The organism is Pseudomonas sp. VI4.1, from assembly GCF_002029345.1.
In the GTDB taxonomy this organism is placed as follows: domain Bacteria; phylum Pseudomonadota; class Gammaproteobacteria; order Pseudomonadales; family Pseudomonadaceae; genus Aquipseudomonas.
Map to the genome: position 1 here is coordinate 1 of NZ_MULM01000122.1, position 18,764 is coordinate 18,764.

Below are 18,764 nucleotides of genomic sequence, written 5' to 3' on the forward strand. Positions count from 1 at the left end.
GCTCGCAGCGAGGCGCCTTGCATACGCATGATCATTAGCGTTACGCGCTCTTCGATGGTCAAGTGGGTGTAGTGAGTAGTCATGCAGCACCTTACCTCGGGTGTTGCACTTGGTCACTGAGACCGCCATTCCCACCTTGGTTCACGAAGGTTTTGCCCTGTCGGAATCTTCGGCCATTGCCGAATACCTGGAGGAAGTTGCACCAGGGCATCACACACTCTTCCCGCGAGACATCAAGCAGCGCGCCCGCGCTCGTCAACTCCAGGCCTGGCTGCGCAGCGATCTGCTGGTGATTCGCAGGGAACGCCCGGCGGACCTCATCTACTTCGGTAAAAAAGATAACCCGCTGTCCGACGAGGCGCTGGCCGCTGTCGGCAGATTGTTCTTCGTGGCTGACCGGTTGCTGGAGGAGGGCGCCGAGCACCTGTTCGGCGACTGGAGCATTGCCGACACCGACCTGGCAATCATGCTCAACCGCCTGCTCGCCAATGGCGATCAGGTGCCTGCGCGACTCGCGGCCTATGTGCGCCGCCAGTGGGATCGCGACAGCGTGCGGGCGTGGATGGACATGGAGCGCGCAGCGCCGGCCATCGCACTCTGAAATATCCAGGGCCACCGCCAGGCAATCATCAGGAGCGCTGCCATGCAGGGACTGTCGGAGCAGGAAAGATACAAACCCTATAACTCACGCACCATTCGCGACACGCCGTATTGGCACAAACTGACCCCAGCGTTGCAGGAAGCAATGACCGTCGTCGCCAGGGTCATGCCGTTTCGCACCAATGAATACGTGCTGGGGACGCTGATCGACTGGAACAACATCCCGGACGATCCGATTTTTCGCATGACCTTTCCTCACAAAGACATGCTGCTGGCGGACGAGTATGCCTCGCTCAAGCAGCTGATCGAACGGGATGATGCCGGCGCCATCAAGCGCAGGATCGAAGCGATCTGGCAGCGCATGAACCCTCATCCGGCCGGGCAGTTGACACACAACGGCGCGACCCTCGACGGCAAAGTCCTGCCGGGCATTCAGCACAAGTACCGCGAGACCGTGCTGTTTTTTCCCGGTGCCGGCCAGACCTGTCACGCCTACTGCACCTTCTGTTTCCGCTGGGCGCAGTTCATCGGCGAGGAAGAGCTCAAGTTCAATGCCCGTGAATCCCAGGAGCTGGTGAGCTACTTGCGGGTGCACCCCGAGGTCACCGATGTGCTGATCACCGGGGGCGATCCGATGATCATGAACACCCGTTCGCTGGCCGGTTACATCGAGCCGTTGCTGACATTGCGCAACCTGAAAAACATCCGCATCGGCACCAAGTCCGTGGCTTATTGGCCGCAGCGCTTTGTCAGCGACAAGGATGCGCCCGAGCTGCTCGAGCTGTTCAGTCGGATCGTCGCGGCGGGGAAAAACCTGTCGATCATGGGGCATTACAACCACCCGGTGGAAATCCGTCAGGACATCGCCCGCCAGGCCATCGAACGCATTCGCTCCACCGGGGCCACCCTGCGCATGCAGGCGCCGGTGATCCGGCACATCAATGAGAACCCTGCGGATTGGGCGGCGCTCTGGACCGAAGGCGTGCGGCTCGGGGCAGTGCCTTATTACATGTTCGTCGAGCGCGATACCGGGCCCAGCCATTACTTCGCGATGCCGCTGGCGCGGGCGTTCGAGATTTTCCAGGCGGCCTATCGCACGGTGTCCGGGCTGGCACGCACGGTGCGCGGGCCGTCCATGAGCACCTTCTACGGCAAGGTGTTGATCAACGGCATCGAGACCGTGGCCGGGGAAAAGGTCTTCGTGCTGCAGTTTCTCCAGGCCCGCAATCCGCAATGGGTGTTGCGCACCTTCCATGCGCGCTTCGATCCGCAGGCGACCTGGTTCGACGAATTGAGGCCGGCGTTTGGCGAGCGCTTGTTCTTCTTTCAGCCCGAGCCTGTGGCAGTGACCGAATTGATACCGGTCCTGCTCGAGACAGCGTAGGACGATTCTTTAGGAGATATGGATATGAGCGGTATCCCGTTTGATCAGCGAGAAGGGTTTATCTGGCTCGACGGCGAGTTCGTCGAGTGGTCCCAGGCGCGGCTGCATGTACTGACCCATGGTCTGCATTACGCCAGCACCGTGTATGAAGGAGAACGCGTCTACAACGGCAAGATTTTCAAACTGCGTGAACACACCGAGCGCCTGTATCGCTCGGCGCAATTGATGGATTTTGCCATTCCCCATGAACTGGCCGAGCTGGAAGCGGCCAGCCATGAACTGTTAAAGCGCAACAGCGTAGTCGAGGGTTATCTGCGCCCGGTGGCGTGGCGCGGCAGTGAAATGATTGCCACCTCGGCGCGCTTCAATCGCGTGCACGTGGCGATTGCCTGCTGGCAGTGGCCAAGCTATTTCGACCCGGCAGGGCACATGGCCGGCATTCGTCTGAAGACCGCCGAGTGGCGTCGTCCGCCGCCGAGTTGCAGCCCCTTCGAAGCCAAGGCGTCCGGGCACTACCAGATCGCCACACTGAGCAAGCACGACGCGGAAAACCACGGTTATCACGATGCCCTGATGCTCGACTGGCGGGGCCACGTCGCTGAAGCCACCAGCGCCAATGTGTTCTTCGTCAAAGACCGGATATTGCACACTCCGCTGCCGGACTGCTTCCTCAACGGCATCACCCGCCAGACCGTTATCGAACTGGCCAGGACCCTGGATTACCAGGTGCTCGAACGCACCATTGTTCCTACGGAGCTTGGCGACTTCGACGAATGTTTTCTTACCGGTACCGCTGCACAAATCACCCCGGTGCAGAGCATCGATCAGCAGCGTTATCGACCGGGCCGCGCCTGCCGCGAATTCATTGCCGCTTACACCTCAACCGTCAACGCCTGATAAACAGCCAGGAACTTCACCATGTCAGATCAAGGGATTGTTGCGTCTGCACCTTACGTTTCACTGGGCCACCGCCATGGGGAGTTGTCGGCGCGCGGCTGGACGGTGCTGACACCGGGCGAATTCGCCTACGATGTGCTCGGCACGCTGCATGAGTTCGGCCCGGTCATTCCGCAATTCAATGGCCAGACCGCTTTCGCCATCACCCGCAAGCCGGGGTACGAAGACTTGCCGTATTCCCAGAGCATGAACGGCATCGGCCCACACACCGAAGCGCCGGTCTATGCACCGCCGCCGCGCTACCTGGCATTGCATTGTCATCAACAGGCCACGTGCGGTGGCGGGCATACGGGGCTCGTGGACGGTTATGAATTCCTGGCGTTTCTCGGGCGCACCGAACCCGAGCTGCGCGAATGGATCGACGACACGGCGGTGGAGTTTGTTGCCACCGCCAAACCCGGCGAAGCGGCGCAATGCCGGGTCAAGGAATACATCCTGACGCCGACCGAGGAAGGAGATATTTTCCGCTTCAGCTACAACCAGTTTCACTACGGCGATGTGAACCCTTCCAGGGAAGATCTACGCCATTCCCAGGTTGCCAACAGCGACTCGCCGCTGGCCAGGTTTGCAGTGCTGGGCGAAGCGTATTTCGTGCAGCACAACACCCCGGTGCTGATTCCCGACGGGTGCATGCTGATTTGGGACAACTGGCGAATGATCCACGCCCGCAGTCGATACACTGACCCGGCGCGCCACCTGACCCGCTATTGGCTGGCCTGATTCATCCGTCGCCCATTATTCCTTTGGCGTACCCCTTGATGGGTACGCGTCCTACAGGTATCGCGTCATGCAAACAGCAATCGAGATCGCCAAGGTCGATCACCAACTGATCGTGCGGCTCAATCAGTCCTGGACCAAAAGAGCCACGGTGTGTGCACCGGACAAGGCCGAGCCCCGCGAAGCGTTCGACCCGGCACGCCCGGATTATCCGGAGTCCATGGTGCCGTTTTTCCATCACCCGAAATTCCAGGCCCTGAGCGACGAGCTCAAGAGCACCGTGGTGACCTGGGGCTGGATCGGCTACAACCTGCGCACGGTGACCGCCGAAGAACATGTGGTGAACCCGGCGCTGAGCGTCATCGCCAATCAGTACCTGGGCAAGAACGACTGGCATTTTCGCGAGGCGATGCAGCAGACCCTCATCGACGAGCACTACCACACGCTCATGCACCTGCGGGCCATTGAGCGCACCAGGGAGGAACGCGCACTCGATCAGGATCTGGACTTGCCACCGTCGGTCACCTACCTGCGCCTGCTTGCCCTGCGTGAAGAATTGCCCGAGCAATGGCAGCGGGATCTGGCGGCGATCACGTTTGCGGTGGTGGCCGAGATCAGCGTCAACGCCTATCTGGATCTGCTGGCCGACGATCAGAGCATTCAGCCGCAAAACCGTCGGGTGGCCGAGCTGCATAATCGCGACGAGTATGCCCACAGCAAGATTCTCGCCGAAGTGGCGAAGGTCATGTACGCCAACATGCAACCGCCCCAGCGGGCATTTTTCGCACGCACCTTGTCGGTGGCGCTGAGTGCCTTTATCGCTCAGGACTACTCGATGTGGGAGGCGATTCTGACGCAGCTCGGGGTCGAGGACGCCGCGCTGATCATTGCCGACACCCGGGAGAGCAACAAGAACGCCACGATCATGCGTGACTACAGCGGCCTGCATCGACTGGCCCAGGACCTGGGCATCAGCGACGAGATCGATTTCGACTTTCGTCCGACCCTCAACGCCACGGCAGCGGCCTGAATCAGGAGGTGAATATGTCCATTCCTGTGTACGAAGTGTTCGCCATCCGAGTCGGCGCCAATGCCCAGCGCACCGCCCGGGAGAATTTTCTCTACGATGCGTGCTGCGGTGATCCCGATGCGTCCATGCCGCTGGATTACTACTTCTGGGTCATCCGCAACGCGCAGCAGGTGATCGTGGTCGACACCTGTTTTCAACCGGCCACGGCGGATCGGCGCAACCGTCAGATGTACCGCCTGCCGGAAGAATCCCTGCGCCAGTTGGACATTGATCCGGCGCACGTGGACAACCTGATCCTCACCCATTTGCACTGGGACCACGCCGGTAACCTCGGGCTGTTTCCGAAGGCCTCCGTGCATCTGCAGGAAGCGGAATTGCGCTTCTGCACCGGACCGAAAATGGCCCATCGCACGGTGAATAAAACCTACGAGGTCGATGATGTGATGTCGGCGTTGCCGCCGTTGTTTGAAGGGCGGATGCGCTTGCATAACGGCACGGTCGAGGTGATGCCCGGAGTGACCTTGCACCCGGTGGGCGGGCATACGCCGGGTAGCCAGGTGGTGCGGGTGAACACTGAGCGTGGGTGGATTGTACTGGCTTCGGATGCTGCGCATTTGTGGGCCAACATCCGTGAGCGTAGCCCTTTTCCGATTCTGGATGATCTGGCGCAAACCCTTGAGGCTTTCATCGAAATCGATCGTCTGGCCGACAGCGAAGACCACGTCATTCCCGGCCACGACCCGCTGATCGCCGAACGTTTCCCGCACTGGAATGACGATCCGCACATTATCTGCCTGCACCAACGCCCAGCTTGACGACTCCCCCTGTAGGAGCTGGCTTGCCAGCGAATGCGGTGTGTCAGTCAATAAAGTGTTCGCTGGAAGGACGCCTTCGCTGGCAAGCCAGCTCCTACAGGGTATGGGTCAGCCCTGGTTTTTCAGCAGTTGACCGAGCGTCGCCAGGGCTTCGTCTATCTTCGGTGAATACGGCGCGCCGCAACCAATGCGCACAAAGTGGTCAAACCGCTTGGTATTGGAAAAGATATCCCCAGGTGAAATCTGGATACCCGCCTTCAGCCCTTCATGGAACAGCGCCAGTGACGAGTGGTGGCGAGGCAATTCCACCCACAGCAACGTCCCGCCCTGAGGAGTGGTCACGCAGGTGCCCGGGGGAAAATAGCGGCTGATCCCCGCGCTCATCTGCTGGCGTTGTTGCGTGAGGGTTTTCCTTAACCGGCGCAGGTAACGTTCGTAGGACGGGGTCTTCATGAACGCACTGACCGCCAGTTGCGACAACGCTTCGCAAGCGCGGGATTGGGTGTGCTTGAGCATTTCCACACGGTCGTGCCATTTGCCCGCACTGATCCAGCCCAGGCGCATGCCCGGTGCCAGGGTTTTGTTCAGCGACGCGCAATAGATCACATTGTCGGTTCGGTCCCAGTGTTTGAGGGTGGACAACGGCTGCTCGGTATCCACCAGGTCGCCATAGGTGTCGTCTTCGATCAGCACCGTATTGTGCTGCGCACACAGCTGCACCAACCGCGCCTTATTGGCGTCGGGCATGATGCTGCCCAACGGATTTTGCAGGTTGGGAATGACGATCAGCGCCCGAATTTTTTCGGGGCCTTGCAACAGTTGGTCGAGGGCCAACAGATTGATCCCGGCATGCGCCGTCGCCGGGACTTCCAGTACCCGCAGGTTCAGGCTTTCGAGAATTTGCAGCAGGCCGTAGAAGGTTGGCGACTCGACCGCCACGGTGTCACCGGGCTGGGTGACCGCGCGCAAAGCCAGGTTGATCGCTTCGGTCGCGCCATTGGTGATGACAATCCGCTCCGCGCTCAGGTTCGCTTTGGCGGTCAGCGCCCGGCGGGCAAGGATGCTGCGCAAGGCGCTATGACCGCAGGTCGGCCCTGCCGCGTCGAGCAAATGCTGATCCTGGCGCAGCGCCTTGAGCATATGGTCCTGCAACGTCTTCAGCGGATAGAGTTCCGGCGCGCAGTAGGCAGTGGCCAAATTAACCTTGATCGTCGCACGCTGGCTGGCCTTGAGTACCCACGACACTTGTTCGTGAATGCCGATATAGACACCGGTGTCCACGGGCGGGAGAGGGGTGATGGCGCCAGGTTTAGGCAAGTCGACGGGCTGGCGAATGTAGTTGCCGGAGCGCGGACGGGCTTCCAGCACGCCGCAATCCTCGAGTTCCCGGCATACCTGAACCGCGGTCGACAGGCTGACGGCGTGTTTTTCCATCATCAGCCGAATGGAGGGAAACCGCTCCCCCGTTTTCAAGGTGCCGCTGCGGATCGCATCGAGGTAGTGGTTGGCTAACTGACGGTACAAGGGGAGCGTGTGCATGATGACCTCAGCAATCGCACCACTGAAGTCTTGGGCTGGAAAGTGAGTTGACGCTCCCCGCAGGCGGACCCGTGGTGTTCAAGGGTTAAGGGAAGTGTTCTTTCTGGTGTCGATACTGAGAGAGTAATCGTGCTTTTGCTGGAGTCGCGGGCAATAAAAAGCCCCGCTCTAGGGCGGGGCTCCTGGGCGGGGCTCTTGGCTCAGTGGCGTCTGAAGCGCCGCCGGCAGGGGGTGTTACTGGGCGGTGATGCTGTAGCCTTCGAACGCGGTTTGCTGCTGAAGCGCGGTGATGATGTTTTTACGGTTGACCGCTTGCTCGGCCCCCGCATTGTCCAGGAACGTCGCGCTTTCCAGCTCCGCTTCATCGCCTTCGCCGACGAAGGCCAGGCCGAGGAACTCCAGGGCTTTACGGTCTACGTTCAGACGCGAACGCGGAGTCCGCAGCGGCAGCGTGACGCTGATCCCGTCTTTGCTGATGATAAACACTTCGCCGTCCTTCTTGGCCCGGGCAGCCTTGCTCTTGCCACTGGTCGGGTTGCTGATGGCCTGGTGGGTCTGGTTCAGCACCTTCAGCGCCAGGCCGTAGACGATTTCCTGAAAGGCCGGATCGTCCTTGAAACTGGACAGGATACGGCTGATCGGGAACTTGCCGCTCAGGTCTTCCAGGGCGGCGATGTCGGCGGCCTCAGCGTCCTTGAGTTGCTTGAGCTCACCCATCAGTTCGTAGGCGGTGTCGTCGTCGAAGCGGTCGTGCGCCTGGCGAATCGCGGCACGCAGCTCACGGATCTGATCGCTTTCCCGGGTGGACTGGAAAGCGTCCAGGACCATCTCGCTGATGGTCTTGGCCTGGGATACATGCTGTGAAAGATTGATGGAGTTTTCGTATTCCGCTTTGGACGACAAGGTGACTACGGATTCAGCGGTATTGGAATCGGACATTGAAATTTCACTACTTCTTTTAACTTGGATTGAGGCGAGAAAGCGCAGAGCCTTTTCAGGCCGCCTAATCTATTGGACCTGCGCTGCGTTGTCACGGGTGTTGGACAAAACACCCCCTTGTGTAGGAGCTGGCTCGCCAGCGATGGAGTGTCAGTCGACATCAATGTAGCTGACACTCCTTCGCTGGCAAGCCAGCTCCTACAGGGGGGCTATCTTCAGTGAGCGGAAAGTCTGGTAAAACCTGATCGAACGCCCACAAAACAAACCGCTGGCAACGCCCGACGCACATGCCTTGAGCAACATGACCGGCAGGGTCTTCGATTGTTGCGGGTGAACCTCGGCCTCGTAGCCAAAGTAGTAGCTAACCGCAAAAAACAGCAGATAAAGCGCCAGGGTTTTGATCGTGCCCGGCAGGATCAACGCGGTTCCCGTGTCATCCAGCGAGATACCCTTGGGTGAAAAAATCACCAGCGCGGCGGCGCACCCCACCATTACGGCGACTATCCAGTAACCTACCGATAACGATGGATGGAACGACAGGTTCAGCGAATACAGGGACCAGCCGAGCACAATCGGGGGTGTGATCAACAACGACGTTTTGCTTTCGCGGGTTGGGGAGAGGGCTTTGATGCCGAGGCAGCAGAGCAGCACAAAGATCGCATAAACCCACAACGGGGTATTTTGCAGGGCGTTGAACATCTTGCAGCGTCCTTGCCAAAAAAAGATGCGGGGATAATAGCCGTGCTTCGCTAGAAGCAGTCGACTATTTCCCGGTACCTTCACGGATGCAGCCATTGCTGCGCCCGTTTGTCCGCCGCATTGAATGGTCTGTCGTCTTCGCGAGCAGGGTTCATCAGGCCTGTCCCGGTGTATTCAGGTTCATCGAGCGCACCGCCAAGGCGGTCGCGGTTTCTTCATCCCGGGGCAGCGAAAAGATAAACGTAGCACCTTGCCCAGGCACATCCACCAGACGAATCTCACGGCCATGCAGCTGCAGGATCCGCTGCACGATGCGCAAACCCAGTCCCCCGTCACGTCGTGCCCCACCAATGTTGAACGGCCTCAGGAACAGACCTTCCCGTAGTTCTGCCGGGATGCCCGGCCCGCTGTCGCGGACGGTGATTTCGACGAACTTGCCTTGCGCAACGAGGCTGATGCCGATGGTTCCTCCAGGTGGTGTGTGCCGCAAGGCGTTGTCGAACAGGTTGGTCAGTACACGCTCGATCAGCCCCAGGTCGGCAAACACCCCGGATACCGTCGGTGCAAAGCTGGCCTCGAGTTGCACTTGCCGGGCCTCGGCCGTCAGTTCGAATTTCTGGAAGATGTCCTGCACCAGGTCGGTCAGGGAGAAGCGTTCCAGCACCGGTTGCACGAAACCGTGTTCCAGGCGCACCAGTTCCAATAGCGACTGCGCCAGGCCCCCGACCTTGCGGCTTTGATCCAGGGCGATGCCCAGGTAGCGGCGGCGATCGGCGGGGGATAACGTTGCATCCTTCAATGAAAGGGTTTCCAGGTAACCGTGCAGCGAGGCTAATGGTGTGCGCAGGTCGTGGGAAATATTGGCCACCAGTTCGCGGCGTTCCTGATCCTGGCGGGTCAGCGAGCGCCATTGTTCGCTGAGGCGTGCCTGCATCTGCCGGAAGGCGGCGTCGAGGACCGCGATCTCATCGTGGCTGGCGGCTTTTTCTACCGGGGCGGGCACGGCCGGCGCGACTGGGACGCCGTCGATGTCGAACCGGCTGACTGTTTCGGTCAAACGTCGCAAGGGGCGGGTGATCAGTGCAAAGGCCGTCAGGCCGGCAATCAGGCACAACAGGGCGGCGAGCCCGATGGACACCAGGGCGGTATTGAGCGCTGCGCTGGTGGCGCCGCGTTCGGCGAGGCGGTCGCGCTCTTCGCTGAGCAACACGACATACAGGTAGCCTGCCGGTTTGCCGTTGACCTGCAACGGCGCGGCGCTGAACACCTTGCGGCCATCGGCGCTGCGCGGGTCGTCGCCGACGATCGGCAGGGCATCCCCTCGGAGCAGGCGCTGGATCGGCGCCTGGTCAACCCGCTGCCGGCGTATCCGCCCCTCGGGTGCCGCGCTGCCGACAATCGCGCCTTCGGTGTCCAGCAGATAGACCTCGACGCTGGGGTTGACTTGCATCAGCTTGCTGAACAACTCGCGCACGGCATCGGGCATCAGGCCATTGGCATCCATCAGTACCGTGTCCTGGGCAATATGCTGCGCCAGATTGCGCGACAGCCCTTGCACCACCTCCAGTTCATGCATCTGGCTGGAGCGCACCTGCATCCACGCCGAGGTACCGCAGCACACCAGCAACAGCACGGCGAAGACCAGGGACAGGCGTTGCGTCAGCGTTAGCCTCATGAGCGCTATGACTCCTTCGCCGCGAACTTGTAGCCACGACCCCATACCGTGAGGATTCGCGTCGGTTGTGCCGGATCGGCCTCGATTTTCGCCCGCAGGCGGTTGATGTGCGTGTTGACCGTGTGCTCGTAGCCTTCGTGGCTGTAACCCCATACGGCGTTGAGCAGGTCCATGCGCGAGAACACCTTGCCGGGCTGGCGGGCGAAAAAATACAACAGGTCGAACTCCCGGGGCGTGAGGTCGAGGCGCCGACCGTCAAGGGACACCTCGCGGGTAATCGGGTCGATGGAAAGGCCGTCCACGATCAGGCTGCCGGCGTCCATTTTCAGGTTGCGGGCCATGGCGTCGACCCGTCGCAGCAGTGCCTTGACCCGGGCGACCAGCTCCAGCATGGAAAAGGGTTTGGCCAGGTAGTCGTCTGCGCCGAGTTCGAGCCCGAGAATCCGGTGGACCTCGCTCGAGCGTGCACTGGTGATGATGATCGGTGTGTAGCGGGCCATGGCGCGGGCGCGGCGGCAGATTTCCAGGCCGTCGACACCGGGCAGCATCAGGTCGAGGATCAGTGCGTCCCAGCCTCCTTGCTGCAGCAGGCGCATGCCTTCGTCGCCGTTGGCGCAGTGCACCACCTCGAACTGCTCATCGCGCAGATGCAGGCAGATAAGGTCGGCGATAGGCAGGTCGTCCTCGACCACGAGGATGCGTTTGGCGGGTTCCATCAAGCTCAATCCTTCGGCGCGATGAGCGCATTGTGCGGGTTTTTCTCGGCTGGAGTTATCACGAATTGTTTAACTCTCCGTGAGGGTTTGGCGATCAAACCAAGCCTACGCTGTGTTCCATGTCAGGTACCTGGATTTATCGGAGAAGATCATGTTTACACGGCGGCAGTTTCTTGGAACGTGCGGCGGGCTGGGGGCTGCAGCCCTGGTGGTCGGTGTATTGCCAAAATTTGCCGCAAGCTCTGCCCTGGTCAGTGACGTCAGCGCGGCGGAGGTTTTCGAGGTGAGCCACAGCGACAGCGAGTGGCGCGCCATGCTCAGCGACGGGCAGTACGAAATCCTGCGTGAAGAAGGCACCGAACGGGCCTACAGCAGCCCGCTGAACAACGAGCACCGTGACGGCATTTTTGCTTGCGCCGGCTGCGATCTGCCGCTGTTTTCCTCCGAAACGAAGTTTGACAGCCGCACCGGCTGGCCGAGCTTCTGGGCGCCGCTGGACAAAGCCGTGGCCACCCGTCAGGACCGCTCCTTCGGCGTTGTGCGCGAAGAGGTGCACTGCCGGCGTTGCGGCGGTCACCTGGGGCATGTCTTCGATGACGGGCCCAAGCCCACCGGCCTGCGTTATTGCATGAACGGTCTGGCGCTGACCTTCAAGCCACAGGTGGCTTGATCCTTTCTCTCACTTGTTATGCAGGTTGACGTTATGTGACCGGGCAACGCCTGTACCAACTGGTGCGCCAGACCGGCAGCGTCAAGGACCGGACCTTCAGCATCGAGTTTCTCGATCCGGGTGTCTCGGCCTATGCCTTTACCTTCGGTTGATCGCCCTTACTTTCACCCAGGAGTCCGCCTCATGAAAACCCTGTTCACCTGGCGTCGCGCCCTGTTGGGGCTGGCCGCCGCTGGCGTCATCGGTCAATGCGCGGCATTCTCTTTCGGTGCCGCTGAACAAGCCGTGCTCATTCCACCTCCGACCCTCGATGAAACGACCCAGGCCCGTAGCGAAACCGTGGTCCTTGCCGGCGGCTGCTTCTGGGGCGTCCAGGGGGTGTTCCAGCATGTCAAAGGCGTGAAGCAGGCCGTCTCCGGTTACGCTGGCGGGACAGCCGACACGGCTCGATATGAGCGGGTCAGCGAGGGTGATACCGGCCATGCGGAGTCTGTCGAAGTGACCTTCGATCCGACTCAGGTCAGTTATGGCACCTTGCTGCAAATCTATTTCTCCGTGGCCCATGATCCGACCGAACTCAATCGTCAGGGGCCGGACACCGGAACCCAGTACCGATCGGCGATTTTCCCGCAAAGCAGCGAACAGCAGCGCGTGGCTCAGGCCTACATCGCCCAGCTCGACACCGCCGGTTCGTTCAACAAGCCCATTGCGACCAAGCTGGAAAAGTACAACGGTTTCTACCCGGCAGAGGAGGAGCATCAGGACTTTCTGACCGAACACCCGACCTATCCCTACATCGTGATCAACGACTTGCCGAAGGTGGCGCAGTTGAAGCGGCTGTATCCGGATCGGTATCAGGAAAAACCGGTGTTGGTGAAGGCAGGGCTATGAGTCGACAGAGGCATGGCTCCCAGGGTTCAAGACGTGTTGGGCTCGGCTAGGGGTTCGCATCGTCTTCTCCGCATTCCGATAGGCGCGCAGTATGGGGCCGCGTTTTAAAAGACGCTTCCGGGAACGATGTAATCCCGTTCCGATTTAAGCGCCGGATATTGGTGCAGGTGGGGGAACAACGGCCATTCAGCTTCGGCCGTGAAAGGGTTATGCCGGTGATATCAGTGGGTTCGTCGCATCGTACTCGCGAAAGCCATCGCCTCAGTGCGGTCCATCAGTTGAAGTTTCGCGCTGGTAAATCCCTTGAACAATCGCTTATGCGCGGCATATCCACTGGAGTCATCACGCGTCCGATAACTGCCGGCCCAGTCCAGCAAGGCAATCAACAACTCATCATTATCATCGCGCCCGGCTTCTCGCTGGCGAATATTGGCGACGCATTCTTCATCTCTAATACACAGCCAGATCAGCGCCGTGGCCCGGTGTATAAGCTCGCTTACCATCCAGCCGTAAACGCCCTCGATCACCCAGCACTCTTGACTGGCCGCAATCCGCGCCATCGCCAATGCCTCGCCGCGGGGACGCGCGATACTGTGTTCGTCGGATAGCCAGTGAATCGAATCCAGATCAATCCACGGCACTAGCAGATGGCTGGCCAATCGCTCGGCCAGCCAGCTTTTGCCGGAACCGGAGTTGCCAATGATCAGGGTTCTGGTGAAATCCATAAGCGGCACCGATCAAATGATCTGCAGGGCCATTCTCAGCGCAGGGAGCGAGCCGGCGCCGGGCGGCGTTCCGACGAAGCAGGCGACTCGGTCTCACCCCGTCAGTCACTCGCCTCAGGCGCCACCATCCGCGTCTTCGGCGCGCCATTCGCATTCAACTGATAAATCGCCTGCGGTTGTCCTTTCTCATTAAAGAACACCTGCCCGATCCCCGCCGAATTCCACAGCCGTTCACCGGCTTCAGCATGCTCCGGAACATGCGGAACAATGCGCATCCGTCGGCGTTTGGTCAGCCAGTTCAGCGGCGAGCGCGGCGAATAGAGCCAGCGGTTGAGCCGGTCGAACCACTCGAGCAGGCCCGACGGAAATTCGTTTTTGATGCCACTGCTGGTGACCTGCCAGATCCTGGGCCCCGCTTTACGATGTCGGATCAGCACTTCGTAGACGAAGGAATAATGCACATCGCCTGACAGCACCACGTAGTTACCGGGTGTACGCGAGTGTCGGAAAATGTTCAGGATCACCTGTGCCGCGCCGCGATGGGCCATCCAGTTTTCTGCGTCAACCAGCAAGGGGTAGCCTAACCAGCTGAAGACGCGCTGTACGGTTTCGATCAGTTTGACGCCGAAGATCGGCGCCGGCGAAACGATGATCGCCGAAGGATGATCCAGCAGTTCCTGTTGCAGTTCGCTGAGCGCTTCCCAATCCATCAGGCCTGATGGCTGCTTGAGCGTCATCTCGCTGCGCCAGCGCCGGGTGCGGGTGTCGAGCACTACGATCGCCGGGGTGGTGGGCAGCACGAAATGCCAGTTCTGGAACCGCAACAGTTCATCGATCAACTCATCCTGGACTTCATTGTCGAGGTAGTGGTCCTGCCCCGTGGCACTCAATAAACGGGTTTTCTCCAGCACGCCGCTGAACGCATCCGGATTATTGCCCCAGCCCTGGCACAGCATGTAGGCGATCAACGCATTGCCGATGATGCGCTTGGAGAACGGATGGCCGTAGGCCGTTTCCTCCCACTGTGCGGAAAGATTCCAGTCATCGGTAATGTCGTGGTCATCGAAAATCATCAGGCACGGCAGATGTGCCAGCGCTCGGGCCACGTTGCCGAGACCGGTCTTGAAGCCGTCGACCCGGGTCTGCTCCAGCGCATACCGCTCGCGCCGTTCGGGAATCAATTTCGGCGGTTTCGGCGCGATCAACGTCCAGGGCGTCGGCGACCACACCAGCAGGTACATGGCCATGACCTCGGCGAAGCTCACCAGATGGTTGTCAGCACTGCTGCTGGTGAAAATCGGCTTGCGCGCGCCGCCGAAAAACCGGTCTCGCAGGGTGTCGTTGCTTTGCAGCGCCGGTAACAAATCCGCACGATGGTAGTAACTGGCCGGGTGGTTGTAGAGTTTGGCGCTGTCGCTGACCACCGCCCCTTCGAGGTGCTCCTCGAACAACCCCAGTCGCTCGATCAGGGCATGAATGGCCCGCAACGTCGGCCCCGCGACATCGTCGGCGTACACCTGATCACCGCTCATCATCAATAGCGCCGGGCGTTTTTCTGCCTCCGGCTCGGCCTCCAGCAAGCGATCGACACAAAGCAGACCATCCGGCGCCGGAAAGTGCGGCTTGCGGCAGGAACCGTGCAACAGTTGATCAACCCGTGAGCGCAGGACGAAATTCGGGCAACCGGCCTCGCCGTACAGCAAGTGCGGGGCCCAAGAGGCGATGCCCGACTCGACGTCGTCGTCTTCGCCTTTGTCGATCAACAGGTCGTATTCGATCAGCGTGTCGCAGGGCAGGGGGCTGTCCAGTGGCACATCGATCAAATGCACAAAGGCGCGAGTGCCGACCGGGACCACCGTGCACTGCGTGTCGTCCAGGCGGATATCGCCGACATTCTGCAACCGCAACGTCAGCGACAATGCCCGCGACCCCACCAGCCACAACACCAACCGCTTGGGCTCCAGACGCCGCAATAGCGGGCCGACCAGGACAGGGGGCAGGGATTGATGAGCGTCGGGCAGTGGTAAAGACATGGACATCCGGGTTCTTGATACAGAGAAGCGCAGAATGATAACGCAGCTGATGTCAATGAATTGCAACTGGCTTGAATCCGACAGTCAAGGCAGTGGTGGGGTGTCCCCTCTCATCAACGTCGTTTCGCCATTGGCCACGAGCCAGCGAAACAGCTCGCTCACCGACACCGTGTGGCTTCGCTCGATCCAGCGCACCAGCGCCGGGCCATAGTGTTCGGTGTAGCGGCTGAGCACCAGTTGGCGACAGTCCGGCGACAGGCGCAGGGTGACTTCCCGCAGGTGCAGATTGGCCGGGCCTCGCTGGATCAACCGTTGTTGCAGAATCAGGCTGTTGCTTTCAGACACCATCGGCCGGCGCTCCTGTGCATTGCGAGTGAATATTGTCCGGCGAGCCTTGCTTGCCATCGGCTACGTAAGCCGCCCGATGCTCGGCGACCACGTTGCGCAGTGCGCTGTAGTAGTCCGGTTGTTGTTGCAGGCTGTCGGTCAGCGGCAGGGCTTGTGCGCGGCCATCGACAATGCTGCCGACCGTGTCGACAGTAGTCAGCGTGTCCACGGTATCGCTATTGCTGCCGAACGGATCGACGACAAACCCGAGCACGCGCCCTGCGGCGTCGCGGCTGTTGGAGGTGCCGAGGAACGGCAGTTCGAGCGTTGGGCCATTGCCGATGCCCCACACACCGAAGGTCTGGCCGAAGTCCGCATTGTGACGCGGGACACCGGCCATGCCGGAGACATCGATCAAACCCGCCACGCCGACCGTGGTGTTGAACACGAAACGTCCCAGGGTATTGGCCGAGCGTCTCGGGTTGCCTTGCAGCAGGTCATTGATAAAGACCTTGGGCTCGCCGAAATTCGCCACAAAGTTATGCACACCGGTCTGGAAAAAGTCCGGCAGGTAGCGGTAGCCGCGAGCGACCGGCGCCAGGGCGTAGTCGTCGATCACCCGGTTAAAGGCGAAAACGCCGCGGTTGAACGGCTCCGCCGGGTCGTTCACCGAATAGCCGGTTTCGGCGCAAGTCACGCTGGCGGCGGACGGCGGCTGACTGCTGCAACCCGCCATCCCGGCGGCCAACACGGCAATCGAGGTGTTGCGGGCCAGCCAGGGAGCACATTTGAAAGGCAACATGGATGCACGTCTCGGGAGGAATTCGCGGTGATGCTGAACGCCGAGCCTTGCGCAAAGATGTCTGGTTTATTGCGCCGATGACGCTTTATTGCAGGATTGAAATATATGACGCGCTGCCCTGAATGGTTTTAGATGTCGGCTCCATTCGCCCCTGAAGTGACCTTCGGTGAACAGTCTTTTAATCGTGGACGACGACCTTGAGGTCCTCGATCTGCTGAAAAAATTCTTTGTGCAGCACGGCTACCGCGTCGAGGTCGCCACCGACGGCGCATCGCTGTGGGCGGCCATCGAGCGCCAGGCGCCGGACCTGATCATTCTGGACGTGATGTTGCCGGGCGACAGCGGGCTGATCCTGTGCCAGCAACTGCGGATTCGACACGCCATACCGGTGATCATGCTGACCGCCATGGGCGAGCTCAGTGATCGAGTGGTCGGCCTCGAACTGGGTGCCGATGACTACCTGACCAAACCCTTCGACGCCCGCGAACTGCTGGCCCGGGTGCGCGCGGTGCTGCGCCGCGTGGACGAACGCCGTCCGCTGGAGCAGGAACGGCCACGGCCGCTGATCGACTTCGCCGACTGGCACCTCGACGTCACGCGCCGGGAACTGCGCTCGCCGGACAATGTGATGATCCCGCTGTCGGCCGGCGAGTTCGACCTGCTGCTGGTGTTCGTCGAACACCCGCAACGCATCCTCACCCGCGAGCAATTGCTGGACCTGGCGCGCGGGCATTGCCATGACGCCTTCGATCGCAGCATCGACGTCCAGGTCAGCCGCCTGCGGCGCAAACTCGAATCCGACACCAAGCGCCCGGCGATGATTCGTACCGTGCGCAACGGCGGTTACCTGTTTACCCCCAGCGTGACCCGGCGATGAGCTGGCTGAAGCGGATTCGCGCCCGGGGCTGGCCGCAAGATACGGTGGCACGCTGGATCGCCTTGACGATCATCCTGGCCATGCTCATTTCACTGGCGCTCAACGGGCTGTTTATCCAGCTGGCCGGGGTGTGGGCGCGCCCGCCGCTGACCGAAATCGGCCTGCTGGAAAAAGCCGCCGCTATCGCCCGCGTCATCGAGGCCGCCCCGGCGCCATTGCGCAACCCGCTGGCGCAAGCCGCCAGCGAAAATGGCTTCACCGTCAGTTGGCATCCTGACCGGCACGATCTCGATCTGCCGACAGTGGACGATCCGAAGTCCGACATCGGCTCGACCATCCTGCAGCCAATGCTCAGATCCCCTGACCGGCGCGTCGAAGCCTATGAACCGGCCGACTGGACGGAACACACGGCCGACGCTCATTACGCGCTGCTGATCGAACTGGCGGATTCGACATGGCTGATGTTCTCTGCGCCTTCGCGCAGCTGGGGCCTCGACGAAACGCCACGCTACCTGATCGTGATCCTGCTGGTGCTGATCTCCACCGCCCTGGTCGCGCTGATCGCCACCCGCCGCCTCGCCACACCCTTGCAACGCTTCGCCGAAGGCGCCCGACGCTTCGGCGTGGATTTCCGCGCCCCGCCCATCGAACCGCTGGGCCCCCACGAAATCCGCCAGGCGATCCTCGCGTTCAACGCCATGCAGGCCCAGTTGCAGCACTTCATCCGCGACCGCACGCAAATGCTCGCCGCCATCTCCCACGACCTGCGCGCGCCCCTGACGCGGATGCGTTTGCGGGGTGAGTTCATCGAAGACAGTGAGCAACAGCAACGGCTGTTTCGTGACGTGGATGAGATGCAGGCGATGATCAACTCGGCGCTGGAGTTTTTCCGCGACGATGCTCGGCTGGAACCGGCGACTCAGTTTGATCTGGCGGAGTTGCTGCAAACGTTGCTGGATGATTATCGGGATCAGGGTATCGATGTCGCTTTTAGCGGGCCGTTGCGATGGGTGTATGTCGGGCGGCCGTTGGGGCTTAAGCGGGTGATTACCAATCTGCTTGATAACGCGATCAAGTACGGTCGTGAACCGACGGTGGAATTGATTGGCGGTGCCGGAGAAATGCGGATCAAGATCCTGGATCGTGGACCGGGTATTCCGGATGCCAGCCTTGAACAAGTGTTCGCGCCGTTCTTTCGCATGGAAGGCTCGCGGAACAAAAGCACGGGGGGTGTCGGTTTGGGGTTATCGGCCGCGCGGGCGATAGTGTTGGAGCATGGAGGCGAGCTGACACTGCGCAATCGATCGAAGGGCGGGTTGGAGGCGCAGGTGGTACTACCGGTGCATCCGGCCTAGCGAGAGCCCCGAA

Annotated in this window: 20 protein-coding genes and 1 pseudogene; 11 read left to right on the top strand and 10 right to left on the bottom strand. The window is 60.8% G+C overall.

Going from position 1 to position 18,764, the window contains the following annotated elements; all coding sequences use genetic code 11:
* Positions 1-83 (bottom strand): helix-turn-helix domain-containing protein (locus BZ163_RS35115; protein ID WP_143510986.1); only part of this gene is annotated, 83 nt, incomplete at its 3' end.
* A 17-nt stretch (positions 84-100) separates the two neighbouring features.
* Here BZ163_RS35115 and yfcF point away from each other — a divergent pair.
* From yfcF to BZ163_RS08070, 6 genes are all read left to right on the top strand, one after another.
* Positions 101-601, top strand: a complete 501-nt coding sequence (yfcF, locus tag BZ163_RS08045) for a glutathione transferase (protein WP_371916796.1) — start codon at positions 101-103, stop codon at positions 599-601.
* Between the two features lie 42 nt (positions 602-643).
* Positions 644-1,984, top strand: a complete 1,341-nt coding sequence (locus BZ163_RS08050; protein WP_128870495.1) for a KamA family radical SAM protein — start codon at positions 644-646, stop codon at positions 1,982-1,984.
* Positions 1,985-2,008: 24 nt separating this feature from the next.
* Positions 2,009-2,881 (top strand): branched-chain amino acid aminotransferase, encoded by an 873-nt coding sequence (locus BZ163_RS08055; protein ID WP_128870496.1) that lies wholly within the window; start codon positions 2,009-2,011, stop codon positions 2,879-2,881.
* Positions 2,882-2,902: 21 nt separating this feature from the next.
* Positions 2,903-3,661 (top strand): TauD/TfdA family dioxygenase, encoded by a 759-nt coding sequence (locus tag BZ163_RS08060; protein ID WP_128870497.1) that lies wholly within the window; start codon positions 2,903-2,905, stop codon positions 3,659-3,661.
* A gap of 67 nt (positions 3,662-3,728) precedes the next feature.
* Positions 3,729-4,688 carry a diiron oxygenase gene (locus BZ163_RS08065; protein ID WP_128870498.1) on the top strand — a complete coding sequence of 320 codons (960 nt, stop codon included), beginning with the start codon at positions 3,729-3,731 and terminating at the stop codon, positions 4,686-4,688.
* Between the two features lie 14 nt (positions 4,689-4,702).
* Complete coding sequence (locus BZ163_RS08070) at positions 4,703-5,503, top strand: N-acyl homoserine lactonase family protein (RefSeq protein WP_128870499.1); 801 nt, start codon at positions 4,703-4,705, stop codon at positions 5,501-5,503.
* A 108-nt stretch (positions 5,504-5,611) separates the two neighbouring features.
* Here the strand turns inward: BZ163_RS08070 and BZ163_RS08075 are convergent, their stop codons facing one another.
* The 5 genes from BZ163_RS08075 to BZ163_RS08095 all read right to left on the bottom strand — a co-directional run bounded on the left by BZ163_RS08075 (position 5,612) and on the right by BZ163_RS08095 (position 11,071).
* Entirely contained in the window at positions 5,612-7,042 is a 1,431-nt protein-coding gene (locus BZ163_RS08075) for a PLP-dependent aminotransferase family protein (protein ID WP_128870500.1), read from the bottom strand.
* Between the two features lie 234 nt (positions 7,043-7,276).
* On the bottom strand, positions 7,277-7,981 hold the full coding sequence (locus tag BZ163_RS08080; RefSeq protein ID WP_128870501.1) for a hypothetical protein: 705 nt from the start codon (positions 7,979-7,981) through the stop codon (positions 7,277-7,279).
* 198 nt (positions 7,982-8,179) lie between these two features.
* Entirely contained in the window at positions 8,180-8,680 is a 501-nt protein-coding gene (locus BZ163_RS08085; protein ID WP_128870502.1) for a hypothetical protein, read from the bottom strand.
* A 154-nt stretch (positions 8,681-8,834) separates the two neighbouring features.
* Entirely contained in the window at positions 8,835-10,355 is a 1,521-nt protein-coding gene (locus BZ163_RS08090; protein WP_128870503.1) for an ATP-binding protein, read from the bottom strand.
* Positions 10,356-10,360: 5 nt separating this feature from the next.
* Complete coding sequence (locus tag BZ163_RS08095; protein ID WP_128870504.1) at positions 10,361-11,071, bottom strand: response regulator transcription factor; 711 nt, start codon at positions 11,069-11,071, stop codon at positions 10,361-10,363.
* Positions 11,072-11,222: 151 nt separating this feature from the next.
* Between BZ163_RS08095 and msrB the strand changes: the two genes are divergently transcribed.
* The 3 genes and pseudogenes from msrB to msrA all read left to right on the top strand — a co-directional run bounded on the left by msrB (position 11,223) and on the right by msrA (position 12,632).
* The gene (gene msrB / locus BZ163_RS08100) at positions 11,223-11,741 is read left to right on the top strand and encodes a peptide-methionine (R)-S-oxide reductase MsrB (protein WP_128870505.1); all 519 of its coding nucleotides are present in this window, start codon (positions 11,223-11,225) and stop codon (positions 11,739-11,741) included.
* 35 nt (positions 11,742-11,776) lie between these two features.
* A pseudogene (locus tag BZ163_RS34775) lies at positions 11,777-11,893 on the top strand (hypothetical protein); the annotation flags it as partial.
* Positions 11,894-11,924: 31 nt separating this feature from the next.
* A complete protein-coding gene (gene msrA / locus BZ163_RS08105) occupies positions 11,925-12,632 on the top strand; it encodes a peptide-methionine (S)-S-oxide reductase MsrA (RefSeq protein ID WP_128870506.1) in 708 nt (235 codons plus the stop codon).
* A gap of 221 nt (positions 12,633-12,853) precedes the next feature.
* On the opposite strand, the gene BZ163_RS08110 is transcribed toward msrA, so the two are convergent.
* The 4 genes from BZ163_RS08110 to BZ163_RS08125 all read right to left on the bottom strand — a co-directional run bounded on the left by BZ163_RS08110 (position 12,854) and on the right by BZ163_RS08125 (position 16,519).
* Positions 12,854-13,357, bottom strand: a complete 504-nt coding sequence (locus BZ163_RS08110; protein ID WP_128870507.1) for an adenylate kinase — start codon at positions 13,355-13,357, stop codon at positions 12,854-12,856.
* 101 nt (positions 13,358-13,458) lie between these two features.
* Positions 13,459-15,396, bottom strand: a complete 1,938-nt coding sequence (locus BZ163_RS08115) for an alkaline phosphatase D family protein (protein ID WP_128870508.1) — start codon at positions 15,394-15,396, stop codon at positions 13,459-13,461.
* A 78-nt stretch (positions 15,397-15,474) separates the two neighbouring features.
* Positions 15,475-15,738 (bottom strand): hypothetical protein, encoded by a 264-nt coding sequence (locus BZ163_RS08120; protein ID WP_128870509.1) that lies wholly within the window; start codon positions 15,736-15,738, stop codon positions 15,475-15,477.
* The gene (locus BZ163_RS08125; protein WP_128870510.1) at positions 15,728-16,519 is read right to left on the bottom strand and encodes a VacJ family lipoprotein; all 792 of its coding nucleotides are present in this window, start codon (positions 16,517-16,519) and stop codon (positions 15,728-15,730) included. Before BZ163_RS08125 ends, BZ163_RS08120 begins: the two co-directional genes overlap by 11 nt.
* A 166-nt stretch (positions 16,520-16,685) precedes the next feature.
* On the opposite strand from BZ163_RS08125, the gene BZ163_RS08130 reads away from it, so the two are divergent.
* Both BZ163_RS08130 and BZ163_RS08135 read left to right on the top strand, forming a co-directional pair.
* The gene (locus BZ163_RS08130) at positions 16,686-17,396 is read left to right on the top strand and encodes a response regulator (protein ID WP_128870511.1); all 711 of its coding nucleotides are present in this window, start codon (positions 16,686-16,688) and stop codon (positions 17,394-17,396) included.
* On the top strand, positions 17,393-18,751 hold the full coding sequence (locus BZ163_RS08135; RefSeq protein ID WP_128870512.1) for an ATP-binding protein: 1,359 nt from the start codon (positions 17,393-17,395) through the stop codon (positions 18,749-18,751). The genes BZ163_RS08130 and BZ163_RS08135 overlap by 4 nt, the downstream gene beginning before the upstream one ends.
* The last annotated feature ends 13 nt before the right edge of the window (positions 18,752-18,764 follow it).